Below are 21,635 nucleotides of genomic sequence, written 5' to 3' on the forward strand. Positions count from 1 at the left end.
AAATGTCGTCGCAGTCTCTCTTCTAAAACCATAGAAGTATACCCTACATAATACTTGTCTTGTGATCTAGAAAAAAGAATGTAAACGTGAAACATAATTTTTTTTATATAAAAAAAAGCCGAACGATCTCGTTCGGCTTTTGTCGGGGTGGCAGTGTTTATTCCGAAAACGGAAATTCGAACCTGCGGCCTTCCCGATTTGCAATCGGGACGCGATAACTGCTACTTATTTTGTAATTAATTCGACAATTTTTGTTTTACTTTTCCATTTTTTAATTTCCTGCTCTCGTGAAATTGCTAAAGATTTTTGGTCAAATAACTCCGAATAAACTATTGCCCAATCTTTGGCTCTTGCTGTAAATCCTTTGTGTGTACTTAAATGTCGTCGCAGTCTCTCTTCTAAAACCATAGAAGTATACCCTACATAATACTTGTCTTGTGATCTAGAAAAAAGAATGTAAACGTGAAACATAATTTTTTTTATATAAAAAAAAGCCGAACGATCTCGTTCGGCTTTTGTCGGGGTGGCAGGATTCGAACCTGCGGCCTCCTGCTCCCAAAGCAGGCGCGATAACCGAGCTACGCTACACCCCGAAAGCGGGTGCAAATATACAACTCTTTTTATCTTACACAAGTATTTTTGAAAAATATGAAAAATGTTATTCTGTTAAAAAAAAGAAGATGAATTCTAGAAAAACTTTTTCTGGATGGGAAAACCAAAGCCCAGATGGTAGCGAAAAGCGTTGCGCTAGGTGCATCTTGCTTTTTTTATCCTAAAAGAGCGACTAAAAGAAGCTCCTTTTAGGACAGTAAAAAAGCAGAGGCAACAGCAAGACCTTGTAGCGAACAGCTGGAATAGCTTTTAAATGAAAAAATTAAACTAAAATTTTAAACACAAGTAAAATCATTCAAATTGTGGTTTCACGATTGTTAACAAAATAGATTTTCAAAAACCATAAATAATCGTATTTTTACGGTTCAAAATTTAGAAAAACAAATGGGCAAAATCATCGCGATTGCTAATCAAAAAGGAGGAGTTGGCAAAACTACAACATCAGTTAATCTTGCAGCTGCATTAGGTGTATTAGAAAAAAAGGTTCTACTTATTGATGCTGATCCTCAAGCTAATGCATCATCAGGACTTGGAATTGATGTTGAATCAGTAGAAATAGGGACGTATCAAATATTAGAGCACAGCCATACTCCGCAAGAAGCAGTTATTAAATGCTCTGCTCCCAATGTTGACGTTATTCCATCTCACATTGACCTTGTTGCTATAGAAATAGAACTAGTTGATAAAGAAAACAGAGAATACATGCTTAAAAAAGCATTGGCCAATGTAAAAGATGAATACGATTTCATTATCATTGACTGTGCGCCATCATTAGGATTATTAACTCTTAATGCTTTAACGGCATCAGACTCTGTAGTTATTCCTATTCAATGCGAATATTTTGCTCTGGAAGGACTGGGTAAATTACTAAATACCATAAAAAGTATTCAAAAAATACACAATCCGGATTTAGATATTGAAGGACTTTTGTTAACCATGTTTGATTCTCGTTTGCGTTTATCTAACCAAGTTGTTGAAGAAGTTCAAAAACATTTTAATGACATGGTTTTTGAAACCATCATTCAAAGAAATGTAAAATTGAGTGAAGCGCCTAGTTTTGGCGAAAGCATAATTAATTATGACGCAACAAGTAAAGGTGCTGTAAACTACCTTCACCTTGCACAAGAAATCATAAAGAAAAACAGTAAATAATTTTATGGCACAAGCAATTAAAAAACAAGCCTTAGGAAGAGGATTATCCGCGTTATTGAAAGATCCAGAAAACGATATCAAATCTGTTGATGATAAAAATGCCGATAAGGTTGTTGGGAATATTATTGAGCTTGAAATTGCTGCAATCGAAATAAATCCGTTTCAACCCCGAAGTAATTTTAATGAGGAATCATTAAGAGAACTAGCTACTTCTATAAAAGAACTGGGTGTTATACAGCCTATTACCGTACGTAAACTAGATTTTAATAAGTTCCAACTTATATCTGGAGAGCGTCGTCTTAGAGCTTCTACACTTGTAGGACTTACTACCGTTCCTGCTTACATTCGTATTGCAAATGACAATGAATCACTTGTTATGGCACTGGTTGAGAACATTCAACGTCATGACTTAGACCCTATAGAAATTGCCTTGTCTTATCAAAGATTGATAGATGAAATCCAACTTACACAAGAACAAATGAGTGATCGTGTAGGAAAGAAAAGATCTACTATTGCTAATTATTTACGCTTATTGAAACTTGATCCTATTATTCAAACAGGAATTAGAGATGGATTCATAAGTATGGGTCATGGTAGAGCCATCATCAATATTGAAAACCAAGATATTCAAGCTGATATTTATCAAAAAATTGTTAGCCAAAATTTATCGGTGCGCGATACCGAGGCATTAGTAAAAAATTACCAAGAGAGCCTAAAACCAAAACCTGAAGGAAAGCCAAAAGCAAATTCGTTTGAGGTTGAGGATGCGCACAAAAACACCTTTACCAATTATTTTGGTACCAAAGTAGACGTGAAAGTTACAGGCGGCGGCAAAGGTAAAATAACCATTCCTTTTCACTCTGAAGAAGATTTTAAAAGAATCATTAATCTAATAAACGACTAGTGTTAAAATCATTTTTCATCATATCCATTCTCATGTTAATGAGTTGTGGTTCTGTTTTTGCACAAACCAAAAACAATACTGAACTCATAGCTAAGGATACCTTGAAATCTTCAAATATTGACCCACTTACACCTGCAAAAGCTGCTTTTTTTTCGGCCGTATTACCTGGTTTAGGACAAGCTTACAATAAAAAATATTGGAAAATTCCACTTGTATATGGCGCCATCGGTACTAGCGTATACTTTTATGTAGACAATAATAAAAAATACAGACAATTTAGAGATGCCTATAAAAGTCGTTTGGAAGGAGTCATAACCGAAGATTCAAAAAGATTTGACAACAATAGATTGATTGCTGCGCAAAAATTTTATCAGCGCAATAGAGATTTATCTGCATTAGTAACACTTGCTTTTTACGCTTTAAACATTATTGATGCCAATGTTGATGCAGCTTTATTGCAGTTTAATGTTGATGAAAGTTTATCACTACGACCTGCTATTTATCAAAATGATGTAACGTTCAGGACAAATGTAGGACTAACGATTAGTTATACTTTTTGAAAGATATAATAAATTTGGTTTTTATCAATAAATAATTAAGCCTTCTTGAATTATAAATAATTAGTAATTCAATTAAACGAAGTTATTGCCACAAGCAAAAAATAAAATTGTCAAATTTAATTTGGCTTTAAATTATAAAATATTACAATGAAAATTGCATTACTAGGATACGGAAAAATGGGCCAAGTGATTGAAAAAATTGCTTTGGAACGTGGTCATGAAATCGTATTAAGAAAAGATGAAAAAAGTACTTTTGAAGGACTTTCTACGGCTGATGTAGCCATTGATTTTAGTGTCCCAACGGCAGCTGTTGAAAATATTTCGACTTGTTTTCATGCTAATGTTCCCGTAATTTCAGGAACCACAGGATGGCTAGAACATTACAGTTCTATTGAAGCACTTTGCCTTGAAACGAAAGGTGCCTTGATTTCCAGTTCCAATTTCAGTTTAGGAGTAAATATCTTTTTTGAGCTAAACGAATACCTTGCAAAAATGATGTCAAAATTTGACAGTTACCAAGTAAGCATGGAAGAAATTCACCATACCCAAAAACTAGATGCACCAAGTGGTACAGCTATTTCATTAGCAAAAGGAATTATGGAGAATAGTTCATACACAAAATGGACTTTAGACAATCCTAATAAAGGTGAAATACACATTGATGCTAAAAGAATAGGAACTGTTCCCGGAACGCACACTGTACAATATGATTCAACAGTTGACAGCATCGAAATAAAACACACGGCACACAACAGAGATGGATTTGCACTTGGAGCAGTTATTGCAGCAGAATGGATTGTAGGAAAGCAAGGGATTTTCTCTATGAAAGATGTATTAGACCTAAAGTAAAAATAAACATTATTCTCTTTGCGAAAATGCATCACAATAATTAAACAAAATTAAAAGACTATGACTGTATATCAATGGTTTGTACTTTCCTTACTGGTACAAATAATTCACTTTTTAGGAACTTGGAAATTATATGAAAGTGCGGGAAGAAAAAAATGGGAAGCAGCTATTCCTGTTTATAACGCAATCGTATTAATGAAAATAATAGGTAGACCTACATGGTGGACCGTTTTATTATTTATCCCAATAATTAACTTAATCTTATTCCCAGTAATATGGATTGAAACCCTGAGAAGTTTTGGAAAAAGATCTTCTTTAGATACTTTTCTAGGAATTGTTACTTTAGGTTTATACATCTACTATATTAATTATACACAAAAATTAAATTACATAGCTGACAGAAGTGTATCGCCTCAGAACAAAACAGCCGACACCATAAGCTCTATATTATTTGCAGTGGTGGTAGCAACTCTTGTTCATACTTATGTTATTCAGCCCTTTACAATACCTACATCATCATTAGAGAAATCATTATTAGTAGGAGACTTTTTGTTTGTAAGTAAGATGAATTATGGCGCAAGAGTACCTATGACAACTGTGGCGTTGCCTATGGTTCACGACTCCATACCTTTGACGCAAAAAAAATCATATTCTTCATGGCCTTTATTGCCTTACTTGAGATTACCTGGAATTCAAAATATAAAGAGAACTGATATAGTTGTCTTTAACTGGCCTGCTGACACCGTTTATAAATTTTTTGACACCTCAAAAAGAAGAGCTTACAAACCAATTGATAAAAAATCAAACTACGTAAAAAGATGCGTAGGGGTGCCAGGCGACAACCTTTCTATTGTTAATGGAGATGTGTATATTGACGGTAAGATCCTTCAATTACCAGAAAGAGCAAAACCTCAATTTTCATATAAAATTGCGCTTGATGGAAAAACACCTATTGATCTTGAATATCTTTTTAAAGAATTAGATATTACAGATAGAGCATTTTTTACTAACGAAACTAAGCGAGACACCATTTACCTTAGTGCTCTAACAGAAGAAGGTGCTCAGGTTTTTAAAAATACTCCCGGCGTAACAGCAGTAGTGAAACAAATTGCCAAAGGCGTTGATCAAGCAAATTTTGGCAAAGGCGTTTTTCCTCACCTAAAAAAATGGAATAGTGACAATTACGGACCTATTTATATCCCGGAACAAGGAAAAACTGTTGCTTTAAATATTGAAAATCTACCTTTCTACAAAACGATTATTGGTGATTACGAGAACAATCAGTTACAAGTAAACGGCACCGAAATTCGTATCAATGGTAAAATTGCTAAAGAATACACTTTTAAGCAAAATTACTATTGGATGATGGGAGATAACCGCAACAACTCTGAAGATAGTAGATACTGGGGATTTGTTCCAGAAAATCATATTGTAGGTAAACCAATATTTATATGGTTAAGTATAGACCCTAACGGTAAAGGAATTAATAAGATTCGTTGGGAAAGAGTTTTCACAACCGTGAGTGGTGAAGGACAACCTCAATCCTATTTTCAATTATTCCTAATAGGACTAGTTGTATTTTTCATAGGAGATTATTTTTGGAAAAAAAGAAAAACAAACAAAGTTTAAATAAAAAAACTAGCGTTTAGTAGCACTATAAAAACTAAACGCTAGTATATTACAACATCATGAATATTATCATACACCCCACCTATTTCCCTTCTATAAGTCATTTTGTAGCCATTGCAAAAGCTGAATCAGTACTTTATGAGGTAGAAGATAATTTTCAAAAGCAAACTAACAGAAATAGAACTTACATTTATAGTCCAAACGGAATTCAACTTTTGAATATCCCTATAAAACATAGTAAAATAACCCATCAAAAAACAAAAGATATCCGAATAGAAAATGATTTTGATTGGCAGAAACAGCATTTTAAATCCTTAGAGGCAGCGTACCGAAGCTCTCCTTTTTTTGAGTTTTTTGAAGATGATTTACAACCTATTTTCGAAAAAAAACATGATTTTTTGATGGATTTAAACTTTGAAGTTTTGGAATTATTATCCAAGTGTATGCGCATGAAAATGGATTATACAAAAACAACAAGTTATTTACTAGAGACTGATCCAGAAATTATTTTAGATTACAGGACATTGGTAAACGGTAAAAAAGACCAATCACAATTTGAACCTTACCAACAGGTTTTTGATGACAAGCACGGTTTCTTGAATAATTTAAGCGTTTTAGATTTACTATTCAATGAAGGTAAGTTTACTTTGGATTATTTGAAAAATCAGACTTTATAATTTTCAGCACAAACATCACAAAAAAATAATTCATTTATTACCTAACAAAATCTATTCATAGGATAAACGTGCCATGATAGGAAAATGATCTGAATTTATAAAATTAGAAAAGTTTTCGAATTTTTTAACCTTCATTCTTTCATCAGCAAAAATATAGTCTATCCTTGCTGGATAATACCTAAACTTATAGGTCTCTCCAAAACCCTTACCGGCTTCTTCAAAACTGTCTTTCATTTTCCCTTTTATACTTCTATAAACATAAGAAAATGCACTATTATTCATATCACCACAAATGATGACTGGATAAACACACTTTAATTTATGCTCTCGAAACTGCTCAGCCTGTTGCTGTTGTTGCTTAAATGCCTTACTGATTCGAATAAACAGTTTTTGAGATTTATTTTGATTGATAGCATCTATATTTTCATCGATTTCATTTACGTCTGGGGAAATTTTGATAGATTGTAAGTGCATGTTATATACCCTAATAATATCTTTTCCCTTCTTTATATCTGCGTAAATGACACTATTACTTGATTTAGGAAATATAATATTACCATGATCAATTATAGGAAATTTTGAAAAAATAGCCTGACCCGTTTTGATTTGGTTTCCTTCGGTAAAAATATAGCGGTGTGGATATACCTTTAAATCTATTCCAGCAGTTGATGAAAACTCTTGAATACACAATATATCAGGGTTTTTTTCATTTATAAAATTCAAAATATCCCCTGGTACATCATCACGTTCGATCCATTTAAAAACGTTTAGGAGCCTGACATTGTAGCTCATAATGGTGAAATCTTGTTCTGCTCTAGGTAATTCAATACTTGAAAATTTATAAAACTTATTTATAAATGTTATCCCTATTAATAATACAATTCCAGAAACAATCAGTTGCTTTTTAAATTGCAAGGTCCAATACAAAAAAAACAAGGTGTTGAAAACAAAGAACAAAGGCATGAATAAAGTAAGAACTGACAATAATGGGAAAGATTTCGGGGCCAAGAAAGGTAAACTATAAGCAATAAAAGTCACCAATGTCAGGACTATATTGAGTAGAAACATACCTTTATTAAACCAAGAAAGATTTCTCATACTTACACTTTTAAATACTAGTTAAAATATACAATTAAATTCAGATTATTTTCCTACTTTAAAAAGGAATTCTTTTTCGTTTTGAGATAAACTATCATAACCAGATTGGCTTATTTTATCTAATATTTGATCTATTTGCTGCTGATTATTATCTTTTACAACAATTTTAGAAACTGCTTTTGGTACCGGTTTTTGATGCGATTTATACACTTTTGTAAAAGGTGAAGTCTTCCCTCTTTGGAATCGATTTTGAAAAAAATTGACAAAATCTGTGACTATTTTACTTAAATCAGTACCATTTTCAAGTAATTTAATGAATAAAAAACCAAATAAAGCTCCTGCAAGATGTGAAATATGCCCACCCATATTACCGGAACGCAATTGCATTAAATCAATAAACAGAATAACAGCTGTTACGTGCCAAAGCTTTACGGTTCCAAATATCAACATTCGGAGTTCCATCAATGGATTGTACGTTGCAACTGCAACCAAAATAGCCATTATAGCCGCAGAGGCTCCAACAATAGGCGCATCTATTGCTAAAATATAAAAAACTAAAACATACACTATTCCAGCAAAAATAGCTCCCAAAACATACAACCCAAACAACTGCTTGCCTGTAAAATAAGTTGTAAATAATCTACCTGCAAAATTCAAAACTATTAAATTAAAAAGAATATGCATGATTCCAGTATGAAAAAAAGCATAGCTCAAAATAGTCCAAGGCTGGCTTATAAAAACAGTGGGATTTGATGATAAACTAACATATTGAAGGTAATCTATACTAATACCCATTAAAGATATAAGGGAAAAAACTAAAAAAGGAATCACAAATAAAGCGATATTCCAAAAAATAAGACGAATAACAATCCCTCCCATTTTGTATTGCAATTTCAAATCATCAATAACATTCATATACCAATTCTTTTGTACCTATTAAAAATATACTCGATTTGTGTTGTATTAATTCCAGCGGTTTTTATTAAATTGGTTTTTTTTCCAATACCACATCATTATAAAGCCAAAAAGCGCTCCACCTACATGCGCAAAATGCGCTATTCCGCCACCACCAAAAATAGATTTACCTGAAATTCCCAGGTATAAATCAACAAGAACTAATCCCGGAACAAAATATTTAGCTTTAATAGGTACTGGAATAAACATAAGCGCCAGTTCAGCATTAGGAAACATAAACGCAAAAGCTACTATAATTCCGTAAATTGCTCCGGAAGCTCCCACAGCAGTCCCGGCATAAGCGCTTGTGAAGTTAGAAAAATCAGAAGCATTTATAAATTGCTGCCAACGAGTATCTATTTTACCTTCGTTTAAAAGCTGTAAAATATCTTGCCTGTTAAAGCCATTTACTGTCAAGGTAGTAATAGCATCATTAAAATAATAATAGTTTACCACAGTGTGCAACAAAGCAGCACCTAAACCACAAGAAATATAAAAAAACAAAAACTTTTTTCCGCCCCATATTTGCTCCAAAGCTGATCCAAAAGAATACAAAGCAAACATATTGAAAAAAATGTGCATGACACCGCCGTGCATAAACATGTGGGATAGCGGTTGCCAGTATTGAAAATTTGGATTCTCTGGAAAAAATAAAGCCAAGACTTTATAAACTACATCTCCTAAAAGGTATGTCCCAATAAAAAATATAATGTTAACAATAATTAATTGCTTCACAACTTCGGTTACGTTTCTCATACTGCAAATTTTTTATCTAAATCTTCCACACGCATAGTGATGAAAGTGGGTTTATGAAATGGCGAGACACTAGGATCTTTGCACGCAAAAAGTCCATTAACTAAATTTTCCTGCTCTTTTTCTGTAAGATGTGTTCCTGTTTTTACGGCTAAACTTTTAGCCATTGACTTTGCTATAGTATCATTTTGACTAAAACTGCTCTCAGGAATTCCATCTTGAAGATCACTTATTAATTGCTCTAAGACTATAGAAACTTCACTCTCGGTGATATTTACGGGTATTCCAGATATTACAATATGATCTGTATTGTTATCTTCAAAAACAAAACCAGTATTTTTTAACGCTTGCTGCAACTCGGTGATAATTTCCATTTCGCTTGACGAATAAAACAAATTCAAAGGAAATAATAGTTGCTGACTTGATGCTTGCTGTACAGTCATATTAAGCAAAAACTGTTCGTACAACACCCGCTGATGCGCACGCTGCTGATCAACAATTACCATTCCTGATTTGATGGAAGACACAATGTATTTTTTATGAATTTGATAGGTTTTATGCACCGCATGCTCCACCTCTTCATCATTAAAAAGTGACGATGTAACTTCTTCGTTTTCAAAAGTTACTTGCTCCACATCAAAAACGTCTTGTTTTAAACCGACATACAAACTGTCCCATTTTGAGGTGCTTTCTGGCTTTTTGTAACTAGAAAATTGTTTGCTAGGAGTTTCGTTAGAAAACGGATTAAAAGTCCCGTCAACTTGAATTGATGGAACTTCGCCAGATAAATCTTTGTAATGGTATGGCGTATCCAAATTTGAATCCCTATCAAAATCTAAAACTGGAGCTACATTAAATTGTCCTAAACTGTGTTTTATAGAAGCACGAAGGATAGCGTATAAAGCGTGCTCGTCATCAAATTTAATTTCAGTTTTAGTAGGATGAATGTTAATATCAATTGTGTTTGGCGGTACCGTTAGGTATAAAAAATAACTTGGTTGCGCACCGTCTCTCAGGATTCCGTCATAGGCAGCCATGACTGCATGATGTAAGTATCCGCTTTTAATAAAACGATCATTAACAAAGAAAAACTGTTCGCCCCTACTCTTTTTTGCAAATTCAGGCTTACTTACAAAACCTTGAATGGTAACAATATCTGTTTCCTCTTGAACGGGAACCAATTTTTCATTTGTTTTTCCCGAAAATATAGACACAATACGTTGTCTTAACGTCGCTGGAGGCAAATTAAACATTTCGCTTCCGTTGTGATAAAAGGCAAATTGAATGTTAGGGTGAGCCAATGCTACTCGTTGAAATTCATCAACAATATGGCGGTATTCTACAGTATCTGATTTTAAAAAATTTCTCCTAGCCGGAATATTAAAAAACAAATTTTTGATTGCAAATGAAGTTCCTTGTGGCAAAACAGCAAGCTCTTGTGCTACAAATTTACTACCCTCAATAATAATGTGGTGTCCTAACTCATCTTGTTCTTGACGTGTTTTCATTTCAACATGAGCAATAGCAGCAATAGATGCTAATGCTTCACCTCTAAAACCTTTTGTAAACAAGGAAAATAAATCTTCGGCTTGACGTATTTTTGAAGTAGCATGACGTTCAAAACACAGGCGCGCATCAGTTATATTCATTCCTAAACCGTTATCAATCACCTGAACAAGTGCTTTACCAGCATCTTTAATGATTAACTTGATATCTGTAGCCCTTGCATCAACTGCATTTTCCAAAAGTTCTTTTACTACTGATGCAGGACGTTGAACAACCTCTCCAGCTGCAATTTGATTTGCAACATGATCAGGCAGCAATTGTATAATACTCGACATTAAAAAAAATTAGATTTAAAAAATGGTTTTTGGTTCAAACCAAGATGTACAAATTTAGTGATTTTACAAAGGTAATACAGCAAAAACACTCATAAATTAAACTAAAAAAACCTATACAATTATTAAAGTATAGGCTTTTTTTTGAAAACATTATTGTTTCTTTATTCAGTTAATCCTAGTGGTACATTTTCTATTTGCAAAGTACCTGATGACAACAATTGTTGGTGATTAAAAGTACTATTTAAGGATGCTTGCTGACGAATGTATGCCATTTTAATAGCAGCAATAGCAGCTTCTGTTCCTTTGTTACCATGAATACCACCGCTTCTGTCAATAGACTGTTGCATGGTATTATCTGTAAGCACACAAAATATTACAGGGATATCGGTTTGAATGTTTAAGTCTTTAATTCCTTGGGCAACTCCTTCGCATACAAAATCAAAATGTTTTGTTTGCCCTTGAATGACACACCCAATTGCAATTACTACATCCACGTTTTGTGTTTGCAACATTTTCTTTGAACCATAAATAAGTTCAAAACTTCCTGGAACGTTCCATCTAATGATATTAGTCTCTGGAACCTCATTCTCAACTAAAGCGGTATACGCTCCGTTGAACAATCCCTCTGTAATAGTATCATTCCATTCAGCAACAACAATTCCAAAACGAAAATTCTTCGCATCTGGAATGGCATTTTTGTCGTATTCAGATAAATTTTTATTCTCGGTAGCCATCTTATTTTAGATTTCAGTATTAAGTTGCAAGATACAATTTCTCAAAACGGTATCCTGCAACCTGTGTACTTTTTATTTTTATTGAGACAGACCTATTAAAACATCAACAGATGCAGCCTCTGGAGATGATTCGTAATTTTCTTTGATATCTGTAAAATATTTCAGTGCATCAGCTTTATTACCTAATGAAAGAGCTACTTTACCAGCTTTCAATAAAAAACGAGGTGTTGTAAAATCGTTTTTGTTAGTTCCAGCTGCGTTGATGTAATTTTCAAGAGCCTCTTTTGGTTGGTTTTTTTGCGCATAAGCATCACCAATAGCACCTTTTGCAAGAGCGCTTAACATGATATCCTCTGATTTGAATTTTGATAAATAATCAATTGCTTCAGTGTATTTCCCAGTATTTAAATAAGCAATACCTGCATAGTAATTAGCTAGATTTCCTGCATCAGTGCCAGAATATTCGTCAGCAATTTTTAGGAAACCAAATTTCCCTTCAGATCCGTTTAAAGACAATTTATATAACGAGTCACTTGAAACTCCATCAGTCGCTTTTTGAAAATTTTGTTGTGCCACAAACATTTCATTAGCAGCTTCTTCTTGTGCAGGAGCAGCAACTAAACGTTGGTATGCTAAATAACTTAGTGTTGCAAGTGCAGCAGCAGCAACTAATCCTATAATAACTTTTTGATTTTTAGCAACAAAGTCTTCAGTTCTTGATGCGGTTTCATCTAATTTAGAAAATACTTCGGCAGTGGTACTGTCTTTTTCATCAATAACTACTGCTTCTACCGCTTCTTCTTTTACTTCTTTTTCTTTTGGTGCTTTATATCCTCTTTTATTATAAGTTGCCATTTAAATTTAATTTAGTGAATCGCAAAAATAAAATTTTTATTCAAACCCACATAAAAAAAAGGATTTAATATTAAAAAAAAATAAAGTTACACAAAGGCGTTTCTAAATATCTAAAATACTTAAAAATTGAAAAAGTACAAAAGCGAGTTATATGGATATTTTTCAATAATTTGCACCCTAAAAAAAAACTCCTTTCCAAAAACCTTGATCGCTTTTGTAGCAAGACTTTCTCATGTATTTAAAAAAAATTTCGCTCTTCAATTATAAAAATTTTTCAGAGGCTAGCTTTGATTTTGACCAAAAAATAAATTGTTTTGTAGGTAAAAACGGCATTGGCAAAACAAATGTTCTGGATGCTATTTATCATTTGTCTTATGGCAAAAGTTATTTTAACCCACTAGCGGTTCAAAATATCAAACACGGTGAGGATTTTTTTGTCATTGATGCTGAATTTGAAAAAAATGAAAGAACGGAGCAAATAGTTTGTAGCCTAAAAAAAGGACAAAAAAAAATACTCAAACGCAACGGAAAAAATTACGATAAATTTTCAGACCACATTGGTTTTATACCACTTGTAATCATTTCGCCAGCGGATAGAGATTTAATTGTTGAAGGCAGTGAAACTAGAAGAAAGTTCATGGATAGTGTCATATCTCAACTGGATCCGCACTACTTACAAGAATTGATACATTATAATAAGGTCATAAGCCAACGCAATGCTTTGCTTAAATATTTTGCTCTCAATCATGTCTACGATGCAGATACCCTTTCTATTTATAATGAACAATTGACCGGATTAGGGAATTCAATTTTTGAAAAACGAAAAGATTTTGTAGCTCAATTTCTACCTATATTTATTGCCCATCACAAAGCTATCACTGGATCTCAAGAAACAGTACAATTCCTTTATGAAAGCCACCTCTCCCAAAAAGGTTTTTTATCTCTGCTGGAAGGAAGTGTTACAAAAGACCGAGCACTACAATATACTAGTGTGGGCATCCATAAAGACGATTTAGTTTTTCAAATTGACGAGCATCCCATTAAAAAATTTGGATCACAAGGACAGCAAAAGTCATTTTTGATTGCCTTAAAACTAGCTCAGTTTGAATTTTTAAAAAAACAAAGTGGCGTGACACCCATTTTACTTTTTGATGATATTTTTGACAAGCTTGATGAAAGCAGAGTTAGTAAAATTATCGAAATGGTAAATAGTGCTACTTTTGGACAATTATTCATAACAGACACGCATTCAGATCGTACCGAGGCTATTGTGAAATCCACACATCAGTCCTATAAAATTTTTAATCTATAAACGTATTATAAACCAAAATCAAACCAAATGATTCATTTTAAAAACAGGAAAATAATCCATCTCTTTCTTTTTGTTTCTATCATTGCTTTGCAAATTGTAGCATTTAATTTTTGGTATTCTGAAACAAAAATTCAAAATAATATTTACAACTCCATAGATGCTTTAGCAAAACCCAATGAAGCTTTGACCTTATCAAATGAAGCTATAAAAAGTTATTTTGAAGCTAATAATGCTTTCAATGAATATTTAAATAGCAATTCAACGCAACGGTATATAAAATACCAAGAATCCATAAAAAAAATGATTACTGATCTTGAAAAACTAAGCAGTTTGACTCAGGAAAATGTTGCTTTTAACACGATAATCAAATCAAAATTAGGATTAGAACGCGACATGGGCGAACTGCGCAAGGAGTTTGATGCCATCATTAATTCTAATCTTAAAAAAACATCTGTAAACGATTTAAACTTCAAATTAAAATCATACAACTACGAAAAAGTTCTGAGTTCTATAAGCTATGACACCACAAAAACAGCCGTTGTAACAAAAAAGAAAAGTTTTTTTGGCAGACTTGGAAATGCTATTGCTGGTAAAAATGATGTTGACAAAGAAGAAGTGAAATCTGTTATAAAAATGGTTTTTAACAACCAAGAGAAAGCAGGTTCCTTTGAAGAACAATTGAAAAATATTTTTCAAGTTACTGAGAATTATTATAAAAACGAAGTGTCTAAACTGCAAAAAGTTCATTTTGCACTTAAAGAAAAAGACAACGAACTCATTAAAATAAATAAAAACATATTAGCAAAAAGTCAAGAAATAGTCTTGATTTATTCTAGTTCAGCTCAAGAGTTGAATAAAATGGAATACTTGCAAAACATAAAGGATTATAATTCTAATCTTGTAGAAAAGAAACAATTAATTTTTAATATGTTAATTGCCATAAGCATAATTACTATTTTATTGCTGCTATACACCCTCTACTCGTACATACTGGAAAAGAATCTAATTAAGCAAAAACAAAATGCAGAAATTAGTCTAGACAAAAAGAATCAATTAATTGGAATGATCAGCCATGAAATGAGAGCGCCATTGAACATTATTTCAAACTTTTCTAGAAAACTAAAAAATTCAAACACAGACACAACATTAAGTTCATCTATTGACTCCCTATATTTTACTGCTAACTCCTTACAAATTACAGTAAGTCAAATTTTAGATTTTTTTAAAAATGAAAACAACACATTACTCCTGTACAATACAAAGATGAACTTAAAAACAGAGATCAGTGCTATTTTAGAATCTTTAAAAGCTTTGGCCGAATTAAAACAACTTGAAATCATATATACTATACCTAGAGAACTAGACAAAAGTGTTTGGGCAGATAATGTCAAGATTCACCAATTGTTTTACAACATTATAGGTAATGCAATAAAGTTTACCAAAAAAGGATCAATCACAGTAGTCACATCCGTACAAAAAACAGGTGAGAATTATAGATTTGATGTAAAAATAACCGATACGGGTGCCGGAATTCCTGCAGAGGAAGTAGATAAAATTTTTGATAAGTTCTACCAAAGTAAAGCCCATCAAGAGCAAATAAGTTTCGGGGCAGGTCTTGGACTCACATTATGCAAAAATATCATTTCACTTTTTAAAGGAGAAATATCTGTAAAAAGCGAACTGAACGTTGGGACCGAAATTTCGTACTTCCTGATGCTAGCACCCTCAAATGAGGAGCAAGAAACTAGCGAAACAAAGCTAGTAAATCAATTTAAAGATAAAACTACTGAAATCGTTGTAATTGATGATGATACAATTACATTAGCACTTTTGAAAAAATTAATCGACAAATTACATTTTAAAGCAACCACTTTTCAAGACGTAGAGTCAGCAAAAGCATATTTAAAAACGAACACAGCCGACTTGATTCTTACCGATTTACAAATAAGCGAATACTCTGGATTTGACTTTGTAGAGGAAATCAAAAAAATGCCAAATAGAAATGCCGAGGCACCAATACTGGTAATCACTGGCGACTCCTATATGAATACGGCAAACTTAAAAGAATTACAAGTAGATGACATTTTGATAAAACCAATAAACAAAGAAGAACTATTTTTTAAAATTCATGCACTTTTAAACAAATAAAGACATGATTTAGAAATAGATGATTTTAAAATCATGGAATTATATAATATTTATTTTTAATTCTGTTCCATTGTAAACCATAAAATATCTTGAAGGAAGCACATTAAACAATAGAAATTAAGTATTTTTGAAGAACCTAAAATTCCCAAATAAAATGAATCTATTTAAATCCCTAGTAATTGCGGTTTTTACCACACTAACCACTTCTTGCAACGGACAAGAAGCAATTAAAACAAAAACCGTAGAAGCTCAAATATTTAGTGACAAAATAGCCCAAACACCAAACGCTCAAATTATAGATGTACGTACACCTCAAGAATTTTCGTCCTATCATTTAGATAATGCCATCAACATTGACTGGCTTGGTAACAGTTTTGAAAAAGAAGTAGGCAAGTTAGACCCTAAAAAACCTGTTTTTATTTACTGCAAAGCCGGAGGACGTAGTCAAAGTGCACATGAAAAACTCAATCAATTAGGATTTACAACCGTTTATGAAATGAAAGGTGGCATCTTAAAATGGGAGGCTGCAGGACTAGCAAAAACTAGTGCTAAAGTGATTGGTATGACAAGGGAAGAATACACTAAAATTACCACTAGTGATAAAAAAGTACTAATAAATTTCTATGCGGAGTGGTGTGCCCCTTGTAAAAAAATGGCTCCTTATATAAAAACAATGCAAACAGAACTTGCTAACGACGTTACCATCATAAGGCTTGATGCTGATAAAAATAAAACACTCATGAGCGAACTAAAAATTAGTGAACTCCCTACCTTACTATTATACGAAGGCGCAAAAGTAAAATGGCAACAATCTGGCTACATAACAGAAGTTGACCTAAAAAAACAAATACAATAACGTATATGCTCACAAAAGAATCACTTCAATTTCTGGTTGATTTAAAAACCAATAACAATAGAGATTGGTTTTTAGACCAAAAAAAAAGATACGAAGCTTTTAAAACAGATTATAAAAGATTTGTTAGTGACTTGCTAGACACTCTAAAACCTTTAGATCCAAGTCTAGAACTACTTGAAGTTAAGAACTGTACGTTTAGAATTAATAGAGACATTCGGTTTTCAAAAGATAAAACACCATATAAATCCCATTTAGGCATCTGGATTTCATCTGGTGCCAAAGGTCACAATAGATCTGGTTATTACATTCATCTTGAAAAAGGAAGCAGTTTTATAGCTGGAGGATTGTATTGTCCAGAAGCTGAAGATGTAAAAAAAATACGAAAAGAAATTGCATTTTTTCATGAAGATTTAGAAGATATACTGGCCGAGAAAGAATTCAAAAAAGAATTTGGTGATCTTGATAGAAACGAAAAAGATCTTTTAAAAAATCCCCCACGCGGTTACGATAAAGACCATCCAGCAATAGATTTATTAAAACTTAAAAGCTTTGAATCGTCACATAAAATTAATTATGATGATGCCTCAAAAGAAGATTTTACAGCAACAATTTGTCAAAAATTGATTCTTTTAAAACCGCTGAATGATTTTATCAATCGTGCCTTAACGTCGGAATAAAATGAAAAAGCGAAAGATCCTTTTTTTAGGAGAAACCTACCGTGCAGATGCCATCACTTGGATTAAAGGGTTGGAGGAATTTGGCAGTTTTAAAATCATAACCTGGGAGTTACAAAAACCAAGTAATAATTTAAAAAATAGAATTTTACGACTGTTAGAATACACCACAGCATTACAGCAGATTAAAAAAATTATTAGGGTTGAAAAGCCAGATATGGTTATTGCAGAAAGAACCACAAGTTATGGCTTTCTTGCAGTTTTATGCGGCGTAAAACCTGTAGCAATTGCGCAACAAGGATATACTGATTTATGGCCAAGAAATTCCATACTATATCCTATAAAAAAAAGAATGCAGCAATATGCTTTTACACATGCTACATTAATTCATGCTTGGGGTCCTGTAATGTCATATTCCATGCAAAAAGCAAATGTTAACATGAGTAAAGTTTTGGTTTTACCAAAGGGTATTGATTTTGAAAAATTCAATAGTCCCTACAAAACATTTTCAGGCAAAATAAATGCTCTTGTCACCCGTTCCTTATGTCCTGAGTATGGTCATGATGTCATTTTGAAAGCGTTTGGGATCTTACATAAAAAAGAAATAGATTTTGAGTTGACAATTGTAGGTGATGGCAAAGAACTTTTAAATTTAAAAAAATTAGCGCAAGATTTAAATATTTCTCAAAAAGTTCATTTTACGGGAAGAATTTTAAACACTGAATTACCTAAATATCTTGATAAAGCAAATCTATACATCAGCATGCCAGTAACTGAAGGAGTTTCGGCATCACTTTTTGAAGCAATGGCCACGCGCTGTTATCCTATTGTAAGTGATATTCCTGGAAATAAAAGCTATATTAAACATAAAGAAAATGGGCAGCTTGTACCCGTGGGCAATTACAACAAACTTGCACAAGAGATTTTATGGACAATAAAAAACACTAATAATATTGAAAATGCTACCGAAATTAATTACAATTATTGCTCTCAAAAAGCAAATTACAAACTAAACATGAAGGAAATTGCCAATCAATACCATACTCTAATAAACGCCAAGAAATAACTCATTATGTGTGGAATTAATGGAATCTTTCATTTACAAAATCAAAAAAAGGTAGATGAACGTCTCTTACTTAGAATGAGAGACTCACTAGAACATAGAGGACCTGATGACAAAGGAGTTTTTATTGATAAAAATATCGGATTAGGACATAGAAGATTATCTATTATAGATTTAACAATCGCAGGACACCAACCCTACATCTCCGAAGACGGAAGATACATAATGGTTTATAACGGCGAAATTTATAATTACAAATCCTTTTATAGCGAATTAAAAAACAATGGGCTTATTATCAAAAACACATCTGACACAGAGGTGTTAATGAAACTATATCAGTTGCATGGCTTGAAAATGCTGAATAAACTCAATGGAATATTTGCCTTTGCCATTTGGGATAAACTAGAAAAAAAATTGATACTTGCACGAGACAGGATGGGCGTCAAACCGCTATACTATTCGTTTCATAATGAATCATTATATTTTGCATCAGAACAAAAAGCATTGTTTACTGCTGGTGTACCACATAAAATAGCTTCGGACGGACTAGAGGAATATATATTCAATCGTTTTGTAGCTGGTGAAAATACCTTATATCAGAATGTGAACAAAGTTTTACCAGGTCACTCTTTAACTATACATCAAAACGGTAAGAAAGAAATTGTAAAATGGTGGGACTTGAAGACCGAAATTCAAAATCAAGACCAAATTAAAAAACCTATAGAATGGTTTCAAGAAACATTTAACGATTCTATAAATTTAAGAATGGTGAGTGATGTACCCGTAGGTGTATTATTAAGTGGAGGTTTAGACTCATCATCAATTTTAGCTTCTTTACACGATCAAAAATATCAAAAAATACAAACCTTTAATATGGGTTTTGAAGAAGCAGAGCATAACGAGTCTCATCTAGCCAAAAGATTAGCCTCAAAGTTTGATTATGAATTTCACACGATGCAATTAAAAGATGAAAATCTATATGAAAACCTTATTAAAGCTACATACTACCAAGATGAGCCCATTGTACATTTGAGTGAACCTCATATTTTAGCGCTGTCTAAAATGGCTAAACCAAAGGTGAAAGTACTTTTATCTGGTGAAGGAGCAGATGAATTAATGGGAGGTTACGTACGCTATAAAACTTTAAAATATCCATCTTTATTAAATGCAATATCAATGATTAGCAATTTTGAGCTTTTTAATAACAAACCAAGGCTGGAAAAACTGGGACGGTATTCTCAAATTAATACAAATTCCGATTTAGTTATTTTTAATGGATCAAATATATATCCAAATGACATTGCAAAAAATTTCGGCATAAAAAATCCTCCAATAAATGAATACCGAATGAAAATATTTGAGGAAGCAAAATCAATTTACCCTAATAATCTCCGAAGACAGGCACTCTATTTTGACCAGCATACTTATTTGTGCTCTCTATTGGATCGAAATGACCGCTGTACAATGGGAGAATCAATAGAATGTAGAGAACCTTTTTTAGATCCAAGACTCATCATTGGATTAGGTTCATTAGAGGATAAATGGTTGTTTTCAGGAAAAAAATGGAAATTCATTTTAAAAAAATCAATGGAGAAAAAGTTACCACAAGAAATTCTAAATTTTAAAAAAGTAGGTTTAAGTGCACCCTGGGGTAAATACATGGCAAGCAGTGATGCTTTTAAAGAAGAATTACACCTTTTTGCTAAAAGCGATCTCTTTCAAATGCCCTATTTCAATAACATCAATATTCAAAAATTGATTACTAATTTACAAAAAGGAGATATGAGAATGACACCATATGTTATGCCGCTTTTTATGATGCATATCTGGATGAGAACCTACACATCTAAATTTTAATACTTACTTTTGACATTCGTTACAATACTTGAAAAAAGCATACCATCATGAACATACTTCCTCAATTTTCACTAAAAAAACACAACACTTTTGGCATTGATGCTTTCGCAAAAAAATTTATAGCTGTACATACCGTAGCAGAATTAGCAATAGTATTAAACCAGAATCAAAATACTGAATTATTTATTTTAGGTGGAGGCAGCAACATGCTACTAACACAAGACATTGACGCTCTGGTAATTCATGTGGATTTAAAAGGCCAAAAAATCATTAAAGAAAATGATGACTTTGTGTGGGTTGAAAGTCAAGCAGGTGAAAACTGGCATGAATTTGTACTATGGACCATCAATCAAGATTTTGGAGGATTAGAAAACATGTCCCTTATTCCGGGAAATGTGGGTACAACTCCAGTTCAGAATATTGGGGCTTATGGTGCCGAAATAAAAGATACTTTTGCTTATTGCGAAGCAATGAACATTGAAAACCAAGAAATTAAAACGTTCACTAATGAGGAATGTAAATTTGGTTACCGTGAAAGTATTTTTAAAAATGAAATAAAAAATCAATTCGTAATTACATCCGTAGTTTTTAAACTCACCAAGAAAAACCACAAAATAAATATCTCATACGGAGATATTTCAGGTGAATTAAACAAAAAAAACATCACAAACCCTACTCTTGTAGACGTCAGTAATGCTGTTATTACTATCAGAAAAAGTAAATTACCCGATCCTAAAGAACTGGGCAACAGCGGTAGTTTCTTTAAAAATCCAATAGTTTTAAAATCTGATTTTGAAAAAATACATGAGCGCTTTCCAGAAATGAAATTCTATGAAATTTCAGATACTGAGGTTAAAGTTCCCGCGGGTTGGCTGATTGAGCAAGCCGGTTTTAAAGGCAAACGTTTTGGTGATGCGGGTGTGCATAAAAACCAAGCTTTAGTTCTTGTAAATTATGGCAATGCTACCGGAAAAGAGATATTAAATGTAGCACATGAAATTCAAGATACCGTGTTTAACCTTTTTGGAATCTCGATAGAGGCCGAAGTAAATATTATCTAATAAATATATTTCTTAAAATTGTACCACTTTAAAAGAAAAACTAACC

General features: G+C 32.7%; 21 protein-coding genes and 1 tRNA gene. 13 read left to right on the forward strand and 9 right to left on the reverse strand.

What is annotated here, in order from left to right; translation table 11 throughout:
• The 3 genes from FJV36_RS16600 to FJV36_RS00015 all read right to left on the reverse strand — a co-directional run.
• On the reverse strand, nt 1–95 hold a 95-nt coding region (locus FJV36_RS16600; protein WP_199251025.1), incomplete at its 3' end, for a GIY-YIG nuclease family protein.
• Between the two features lie 130 nt (nt 96–225).
• On the reverse strand, nt 226–471 hold the full coding sequence (locus FJV36_RS00010) for a GIY-YIG nuclease family protein (protein WP_158727695.1): 246 nt from the start codon (nt 469–471) through the stop codon (nt 226–228).
• Nucleotides 472–518: 47 nt separating this feature from the next.
• Nucleotides 519–593 (reverse strand) — tRNA-Pro (locus FJV36_RS00015).
• A 403-nt stretch (nt 594–996) separates the two neighbouring features.
• Here FJV36_RS00015 and FJV36_RS00020 point away from each other — a divergent pair.
• The 6 genes from FJV36_RS00020 (at nt 997) to FJV36_RS00045 (ending at nt 6,383) form a co-directional block, all read left to right on the forward strand.
• Nucleotides 997–1,764, forward strand: coding sequence for a ParA family protein (locus FJV36_RS00020; RefSeq protein ID WP_086454275.1), 768 nt, complete (start codon nt 997–999; stop codon nt 1,762–1,764).
• Between the two features lie 4 nt (nt 1,765–1,768).
• The gene (locus FJV36_RS00025; RefSeq protein WP_158727694.1) at nt 1,769–2,668 is read left to right on the forward strand and encodes a ParB/RepB/Spo0J family partition protein; all 900 of its coding nucleotides are present in this window, start codon (nt 1,769–1,771) and stop codon (nt 2,666–2,668) included.
• Nucleotides 2,669–2,700: 32 nt separating this feature from the next.
• Complete coding sequence (locus FJV36_RS00030) at nt 2,701–3,228, forward strand: DUF5683 domain-containing protein (RefSeq protein ID WP_233264512.1); 528 nt, start codon at nt 2,701–2,703, stop codon at nt 3,226–3,228.
• A 147-nt stretch (nt 3,229–3,375) separates the two neighbouring features.
• A complete protein-coding gene (gene dapB / locus FJV36_RS00035; RefSeq protein WP_158727693.1) occupies nt 3,376–4,077 on the forward strand; it encodes a 4-hydroxy-tetrahydrodipicolinate reductase in 702 nt (233 codons plus the stop codon).
• Between the two features lie 60 nt (nt 4,078–4,137).
• Entirely contained in the window at nt 4,138–5,706 is a 1,569-nt protein-coding gene (lepB, locus tag FJV36_RS00040; protein WP_158727692.1) for a signal peptidase I, read from the forward strand.
• Between the two features lie 59 nt (nt 5,707–5,765).
• A complete protein-coding gene (locus tag FJV36_RS00045) occupies nt 5,766–6,383 on the forward strand; it encodes a WbqC family protein (protein WP_158727691.1) in 618 nt (205 codons plus the stop codon).
• Between the two features lie 51 nt (nt 6,384–6,434).
• On the opposite strand, the gene FJV36_RS00050 is transcribed toward FJV36_RS00045, so the two are convergent.
• The 6 genes from FJV36_RS00050 to FJV36_RS00075 all read right to left on the reverse strand — a co-directional run bounded on the left by FJV36_RS00050 (nt 6,435) and on the right by FJV36_RS00075 (nt 12,618).
• A complete protein-coding gene (locus tag FJV36_RS00050; RefSeq protein WP_158727690.1) occupies nt 6,435–7,481 on the reverse strand; it encodes an endonuclease/exonuclease/phosphatase family protein in 1,047 nt (348 codons plus the stop codon).
• Nucleotides 7,482–7,526: 45 nt separating this feature from the next.
• The gene (locus FJV36_RS00055) at nt 7,527–8,396 is read right to left on the reverse strand and encodes a rhomboid family intramembrane serine protease (protein WP_158727689.1); all 870 of its coding nucleotides are present in this window, start codon (nt 8,394–8,396) and stop codon (nt 7,527–7,529) included.
• Between the two features lie 48 nt (nt 8,397–8,444).
• Nucleotides 8,445–9,191, reverse strand: coding sequence for a rhomboid family intramembrane serine protease (locus FJV36_RS00060; RefSeq protein ID WP_158727688.1), 747 nt, complete (start codon nt 9,189–9,191; stop codon nt 8,445–8,447).
• Nucleotides 9,188–11,029 carry a DNA mismatch repair endonuclease MutL gene (gene mutL / locus FJV36_RS00065; protein ID WP_158727687.1) on the reverse strand — a complete coding sequence of 614 codons (1,842 nt, stop codon included), beginning with the start codon at nt 11,027–11,029 and terminating at the stop codon, nt 9,188–9,190. The genes FJV36_RS00060 and mutL overlap by 4 nt, the downstream gene beginning before the upstream one ends.
• Before the next feature lie 161 nt (nt 11,030–11,190).
• Complete coding sequence (gene ribH / locus FJV36_RS00070) at nt 11,191–11,763, reverse strand: 6,7-dimethyl-8-ribityllumazine synthase (protein ID WP_158727686.1); 573 nt, start codon at nt 11,761–11,763, stop codon at nt 11,191–11,193.
• Between the two features lie 78 nt (nt 11,764–11,841).
• Nucleotides 11,842–12,618: a tol-pal system YbgF family protein gene (locus FJV36_RS00075; protein WP_158727685.1), complete on the reverse strand. Its 777-nt coding sequence runs from the start codon at nt 12,616–12,618 to the stop codon at nt 11,842–11,844.
• Between the two features lie 232 nt (nt 12,619–12,850).
• Between FJV36_RS00075 and FJV36_RS00080 the strand changes: the two genes are divergently transcribed.
• The 7 genes from FJV36_RS00080 to murB all read left to right on the forward strand — a co-directional run bounded on the left by FJV36_RS00080 (nt 12,851) and on the right by murB (nt 21,589).
• Nucleotides 12,851–13,930, forward strand: coding sequence for a DNA replication/repair protein RecF (locus FJV36_RS00080; protein WP_158727684.1), 1,080 nt, complete (start codon nt 12,851–12,853; stop codon nt 13,928–13,930).
• A 27-nt stretch (nt 13,931–13,957) separates the two neighbouring features.
• Nucleotides 13,958–16,078: a hybrid sensor histidine kinase/response regulator gene (locus FJV36_RS00085; RefSeq protein ID WP_158727683.1), complete on the forward strand. Its 2,121-nt coding sequence runs from the start codon at nt 13,958–13,960 to the stop codon at nt 16,076–16,078.
• 154 nt (nt 16,079–16,232) lie between these two features.
• Nucleotides 16,233–16,934: a thioredoxin domain-containing protein gene (locus FJV36_RS00090; protein WP_158727682.1), complete on the forward strand. Its 702-nt coding sequence runs from the start codon at nt 16,233–16,235 to the stop codon at nt 16,932–16,934.
• A 5-nt stretch (nt 16,935–16,939) separates the two neighbouring features.
• Nucleotides 16,940–17,611 carry a DUF2461 domain-containing protein gene (locus FJV36_RS00095; RefSeq protein WP_158727681.1) on the forward strand — a complete coding sequence of 224 codons (672 nt, stop codon included), beginning with the start codon at nt 16,940–16,942 and terminating at the stop codon, nt 17,609–17,611.
• A 1-nt stretch (nt 17,612) separates the two neighbouring features.
• Nucleotides 17,613–18,674, forward strand: coding sequence for a glycosyltransferase family 4 protein (locus tag FJV36_RS00100; protein WP_158727680.1), 1,062 nt, complete (start codon nt 17,613–17,615; stop codon nt 18,672–18,674).
• 6 nt (nt 18,675–18,680) lie between these two features.
• Nucleotides 18,681–20,528: an asparagine synthase (glutamine-hydrolyzing) gene (gene asnB / locus FJV36_RS00105; protein ID WP_158727679.1), complete on the forward strand. Its 1,848-nt coding sequence runs from the start codon at nt 18,681–18,683 to the stop codon at nt 20,526–20,528.
• A 47-nt stretch (nt 20,529–20,575) separates the two neighbouring features.
• Nucleotides 20,576–21,589 (forward strand): UDP-N-acetylmuramate dehydrogenase, encoded by a 1,014-nt coding sequence (murB, locus tag FJV36_RS00110; protein WP_158727678.1) that lies wholly within the window; start codon nt 20,576–20,578, stop codon nt 21,587–21,589.
• Nucleotides 21,590–21,635: the final 46 nt, after the last annotated feature.

Origin of the sequence: Flavobacterium sp. I-STPP5a, assembly GCF_009764685.1 — a bacterium.
Taxonomy (GTDB): Bacteria; Bacteroidota; Bacteroidia; order Flavobacteriales; family Flavobacteriaceae; genus Flavobacterium.

Excerpts from the sequence above, each read along its gene's own strand:
- FJV36_RS00010 (WP_158727695.1), bottom strand. The coding sequence starts at position 471 with ATGTTTCACGTTTACATTCTTTTTTCTAGATCACAAGACAAGTATTAT.
- FJV36_RS00020 (WP_086454275.1), top strand. The coding sequence starts at position 997 with ATGGGCAAAATCATCGCGATTGCTAATCAAAAAGGAGGAGTTGGCAAA.
- FJV36_RS00025 (WP_158727694.1), top strand. The coding sequence starts at position 1,769 with ATGGCACAAGCAATTAAAAAACAAGCCTTAGGAAGAGGATTATCCGCG.
- FJV36_RS00030 (WP_233264512.1), top strand. The coding sequence starts at position 2,701 with ATGTTAATGAGTTGTGGTTCTGTTTTTGCACAAACCAAAAACAATACT.
- dapB (WP_158727693.1), top strand. The coding sequence starts at position 3,376 with ATGAAAATTGCATTACTAGGATACGGAAAAATGGGCCAAGTGATTGAA.
- lepB (WP_158727692.1), top strand. The coding sequence starts at position 4,138 with ATGACTGTATATCAATGGTTTGTACTTTCCTTACTGGTACAAATAATT.
- FJV36_RS00045 (WP_158727691.1), top strand. The coding sequence starts at position 5,766 with ATGAATATTATCATACACCCCACCTATTTCCCTTCTATAAGTCATTTT.
- FJV36_RS00050 (WP_158727690.1), bottom strand. The coding sequence starts at position 7,481 with ATGAGAAATCTTTCTTGGTTTAATAAAGGTATGTTTCTACTCAATATA.
- FJV36_RS00055 (WP_158727689.1), bottom strand. The coding sequence starts at position 8,396 with ATGAATGTTATTGATGATTTGAAATTGCAATACAAAATGGGAGGGATT.
- FJV36_RS00060 (WP_158727688.1), bottom strand. The coding sequence starts at position 9,191 with ATGAGAAACGTAACCGAAGTTGTGAAGCAATTAATTATTGTTAACATT.
- mutL (WP_158727687.1), bottom strand. The coding sequence starts at position 11,029 with ATGTCGAGTATTATACAATTGCTGCCTGATCATGTTGCAAATCAAATT.
- ribH (WP_158727686.1), bottom strand. The coding sequence starts at position 11,763 with ATGGCTACCGAGAATAAAAATTTATCTGAATACGACAAAAATGCCATT.
- FJV36_RS00075 (WP_158727685.1), bottom strand. The coding sequence starts at position 12,618 with ATGGCAACTTATAATAAAAGAGGATATAAAGCACCAAAAGAAAAAGAA.
- FJV36_RS00080 (WP_158727684.1), top strand. The coding sequence starts at position 12,851 with ATGTATTTAAAAAAAATTTCGCTCTTCAATTATAAAAATTTTTCAGAG.
- FJV36_RS00085 (WP_158727683.1), top strand. The coding sequence starts at position 13,958 with ATGATTCATTTTAAAAACAGGAAAATAATCCATCTCTTTCTTTTTGTT.
- FJV36_RS00090 (WP_158727682.1), top strand. The coding sequence starts at position 16,233 with ATGAATCTATTTAAATCCCTAGTAATTGCGGTTTTTACCACACTAACC.
- FJV36_RS00095 (WP_158727681.1), top strand. The coding sequence starts at position 16,940 with ATGCTCACAAAAGAATCACTTCAATTTCTGGTTGATTTAAAAACCAAT.
- FJV36_RS00100 (WP_158727680.1), top strand. The coding sequence starts at position 17,613 with ATGAAAAAGCGAAAGATCCTTTTTTTAGGAGAAACCTACCGTGCAGAT.
- asnB (WP_158727679.1), top strand. The coding sequence starts at position 18,681 with ATGTGTGGAATTAATGGAATCTTTCATTTACAAAATCAAAAAAAGGTA.
- murB (WP_158727678.1), top strand. The coding sequence starts at position 20,576 with ATGAACATACTTCCTCAATTTTCACTAAAAAAACACAACACTTTTGGC.